Annotated in this window: 4 protein-coding genes; 3 read left to right on the forward strand and 1 reads right to left on the reverse strand. The window is 35.9% G+C overall.

The annotated features are described in order from the left end of the window. Window positions 1-192 (forward strand): hypothetical protein (locus IQ226_RS25465; RefSeq protein WP_228039657.1); only part of this gene is annotated, 192 nt, incomplete at its 5' end. A gap of 203 nt (window positions 193-395) precedes the next feature. Here IQ226_RS25465 and IQ226_RS24365 read toward each other — a convergent pair. Continuing rightward, complete coding sequence (locus IQ226_RS24365; protein ID WP_193899677.1) at window positions 396-734, reverse strand: class IIb bacteriocin, lactobin A/cerein 7B family; 339 nt, start codon at window positions 732-734, stop codon at window positions 396-398. Window positions 735-1292: 558 nt separating this feature from the next. Between IQ226_RS24365 and IQ226_RS24370 the strand changes: the two genes are divergently transcribed. Continuing rightward, window positions 1293-2726 (forward strand): hypothetical protein, encoded by a 1434-nt coding sequence (locus IQ226_RS24370; protein ID WP_193899679.1) that lies wholly within the window; start codon window positions 1293-1295, stop codon window positions 2724-2726. Between the two features lie 9 nt (window positions 2727-2735). After that, window positions 2736-4094 (forward strand): DUF1822 family protein, encoded by a 1359-nt coding sequence (locus tag IQ226_RS24375; protein WP_228039658.1) that lies wholly within the window; start codon window positions 2736-2738, stop codon window positions 4092-4094. Window positions 4095-4384 lie beyond the last annotated feature (290 nt).

Genomic DNA, 4384 nt, shown 5'->3' on the forward strand with positions numbered 1-4384 from the left:
TCCCTGACCCTCCCCTACAAGGGGAGGGAAGCGGAAAAACTTTTGTTAGTTGGAATGGGGGTTTCAAAGCCTCTCCCCGCACCTCTCCCTAACCCTCTCCTTTTAGGAGAGGGAAAAGGAATAACATTTAATACTGGAGAGGTTTGGAGAGGGGTTTATTTATACATTAAAAACTTTTCAAACATCCTCTAAGTGTACAATATATTCAGGTTAAATCTACAATATTTTATTTTCATAGAAAAGGGCAGGTAATATACCCACCCAATAAGATTTATATTCTGTTTTTGCTGATACCTAATTTGATTGATAAACTCATTTGGATTAACCTGTTTATATCAAGATTTAGGAAAATTTTCAATGGGTTTTACAATCAAACAAGTGCATATTCTGAGTAGTTACCAGCCCATCCGACCATTAATGATTCCACCAAAAAAGGCCATTCTAGGTAGGGCATAAGCAGCAGCGCCATTTACGGGACCAATCGCCCCACCTAGCATACCACCGACTATTGCCGATCCTAAAGATCCCCAATTAAAACCACGACCAAAACCAACACGACCAGCACCAATCTGATGACCAAGATTTCCAATTCCACCAACAGCAGCACCAAAAGCAACATGACCCCAACCACCATGAATATCTGAAATTTCAGCCTCAGTTAATTCATTAAAAAGTTCAGAGGTAGAGGGATTAAGATTAGCTGCTTGCAAGTCGTTAATTTTGATGTTAGCCATTTTGAAATTCACTCCAAATTAATGTTGTTTGTTTTTGGGAAATCAGCTTGTTCTTGCCTCCTTCCATGACTATAATCTCTGATTTATTTCGTGAAGGCAATAGTTTTTAAATTGAAAAACGTACATAAATAATGCAATTTTTAACCTCAATTTACTTGATAAAAATGTCTACAACTGCGGAAATTAATCTATTGAGTTGAATATTCAGACACTAATTGCTAATTTATCGCTCAAAATTACTACATTTATGAGCTTTTTTGTTAATGCAGTTTAGTTAAACCAACTCACTATCATGACTGTAAATCCTGATCACAAAACAGTTTCAGGTAATTTTAGACAACACTAAAAGATAAATTGTCCAATCTCTTTGGACAAAAACGACTTTTCCCCCTTTCCTCTGTATATCTGTAGATAGGATATTTTTGTGATAAGTACCCTATTTCCCCGTCACCTGTGCTTTGTGGGAGTTTTCCTGTCAACACTGCATAAGGTGAGGGAGTCGAGAGTTAAGAATCAATGTCAGGTGATACTGTTGTAGATAGTTAAGTACAAATATTTATGGGTGTGAGATCACGATATTGGCAGTTGGTAAAAATTGATGCAGCGGGACGGCGACAGATTCAGGAAATTACTCCAGCTAAGGGGTTTTTTCTGGAGATGTTTCCCACTGCTACAGTTAATGATGATCTCCCAGATGCAGAAATTAACAAAAAACTACTGCAATTATCCCAAAATGCACCTGCTGATAGATGTTTGTTAGCAGAACGTTGTCTACTCTGTTTTATATCCTGGCAAATTGAGCAAGTTTGTTTACAATTAGCAGCTAAATTTGGGACTGTTCATGGTTTCAAATCTGCTGAGTTACTGCTTTGTGTACTAGATGATGATGGTAAATTAAAACCAGTTGGTAATTATCAGTCCTTTTCTCGTCAAATTTTGCAGAGTTTTGATCCAGAAAAAAGCAATTTGACAACCTGGACAAATACACGAGTTAAACAAAATCATAGACTCAATCAATTTCTCCTTGAATGTGGAGTTTATTTAGTCAGTGATTGGGCAATTCTCAATGATACAAAACCTAAGCAAGTACAACGAATTTTTACGGATTTTTACTCTTTTACTGCTAGTGAAATTCTCCAAGCTCAACAACTTTTAGAAAGTTATCATGCTATTTATAGAACTGCTCGTTTACAACAACGTGGGAAGGAAAAAGAAGATAATTTAGAACAACCTCCCAAGAGAAGAGGAGGAAAATGTACTATACCGACAATTGACCAATTACAAGCTATTGCTACTCTTTTACAAAGTAAAACAAATCAAACTCTCAGCAGTGAAACTGTAATGGCACAATTACAAAAACTCGCTGAACAATTGCGACAGTATCGAATTTATGCGCGGGGTGGTTCTTTACCAGCAGAATCTTTAGATGTTGTTACTGAAGATGTCTATGGTGAAGGAATTGCAGGTTCTCATAATACTACACAAGCAATAAATGATGAAGATGAACAAACAGAATTTTTGCAATTATATCGCCCACAATTTATAGCTAGTTTAGAACAAGCTTTAGCTATAGTTACTCAAAGAAGAGTAGAACAATTACAACGCAAAAAAGGTGATAAAGCTAAAAAGTTTTTGTTTGCACTCCAGTTATTTCACTGTCAAAATTTATCAATGACAGAAATTGCTGCAAAGGTGGGATTACGCGCTCAAGATGCTGTTACCCGTTTTTTAAAGTTAAAAGATTTTCGTGCTGATGTTGGCCAAGAGCTTTTAATCATCTTATGTAATTCTGTCATGGAATTAGCAAAAAATTATTCTCGCTCAGATAGTCTACAAACACTAGAAGAAAAAATTCAAATTGCTCTCAATGAACAAATTAATCATGTTATTGAAGCTGCTGAAATTCAGGCACAAACAGCAAAAACTCTCACTCCAGAAACCAGTATTTTTAACCAGCGTCTTTGCCGCTATCTGGACGATATAATTAATTAATGAGGAAGTATGAATAACTTGTCAGATAATCTCACAAATAATCATCAGCCAATGTCCCTTGAATTTCAAGTTTTACCTATAAGTGCTATTAATCTTGATGCTGAACAAATTAGTGAAGCGGTAGAAAACAGCCTGGAAATAAAAAATCAAGCTCAACAATGGCAAATTTATATTAATACTTTGGCGTTATTGGCTTTTAAAGAATGGTTGACAGAAAGAGCAGATTCTCTCACTGTTAATGAGGATAAATGTACAGTATTTCAACCAGCTATAGCTAATGTCATTCCTGCTGTTGCTAATTTGCAAGTAGGTAAATTTAAGCTTTGCTTATTGACTAATAATAGTCTTAGTGATGATGAGATAGTTGTACCGAGAGCCGTTGTAGATTTACCAGAATATATTGCTCATTTTTATGTATTAATAGAAGTTTTAGAAGAACAAGAAACAGCAATAGTTTCGGGCTTTTTATCCTATCAGCAATTGATGGAAAAACAAACAGCAGCTAATTTAGAACCTGAAACAGACTGGACTTATCAAATTCCTGTGAGTTGGTTTGCACAAGAACCAGATTATTTATTATTAAACTTGCGTTGTTTAGAACCAAATGCCATTACTTTACCAGTTACCAAGAACCAAAGAATGCAAAGTTTAGTGTCAATGCAAAATGAGTTAATGGCATTATTACCACAATTGCAATTACCTAATGTTGAACTTTGGCAAGTATTAACTTGGGAAAAAGGAAGTGCAGTAATTAGTAATTTAGAATTACTCAATTGGCTGGATAATTTGCAACTGCAAGGACATAATTATTCACTGCAAGATAGTTTCAAAGATTTATTCAAACTGTTAACCCAACCAGCGATAAATGTAGGACGGTGGTTATGGGATGAATTAGATGAATTAGCGGCGGAACTTTCTTGGCAATTATTACCTAATATAGCACCTATACCAGCTTTGCGGAGTCCTGTGGAGGAATTTCAAGTAATTACTAACCAACTCCAAAGCAGGGGTTTAGAAATTCCCTCTCAAGCGCGGGGTGCTTATCATGATTTGTTGTTGGCAGGATTTCCCCTGCGATTGTATGCTGTAACTTGGCCAATATTATCTGAATCAGATCCTTCGTGGACATTATTATTAGTTTTGGGTACATCTGTACAAAATTCTTTACCTGCTGATTTAAAATTGCGAGTGAGTGATCAGACTAGCATTTTAATAGAACAAGGTATTAATCCACAACAGGGTGATTCTTATTTGTTTACTCGTGTTGTGGGTAGTTGGGATGAGAAGTTTTTGGTGAGTGTGAGTTTAGTAGATGGTGTTGAATTGACCTTACCTCCATTTACATTTTATCCTGGGCGGTCATATTAAGTTTATCCGGTTATACTCAAAACGGCTAAGATCTGGACTGTTTTATGATATGAAAAACAAGTTCAAAGCCTCTCCCCGTTGCGGGGAGAGGTTTGGAGAGGGGTTCTATATTTGGTTAAACTATAAACCGTTTTCAGTATACGTTTTTTGTAACGGATGATTATAGGACTTACGCATTGACAAAGTAGTAAAATAGTGTATTGATAAAAAGTATCATCTACTTATCAGGTATCGGACAATTAGAAAAATCAGCAAACCTTCCACAGCACAATGCAATCTGGAACATTACA

This window comes from Dolichospermum sp. LEGE 00240, from assembly GCF_015207875.1.
Lineage (GTDB): Bacteria > Cyanobacteriota > Cyanobacteriia > Cyanobacteriales > Nostocaceae > Dolichospermum > Dolichospermum gracile.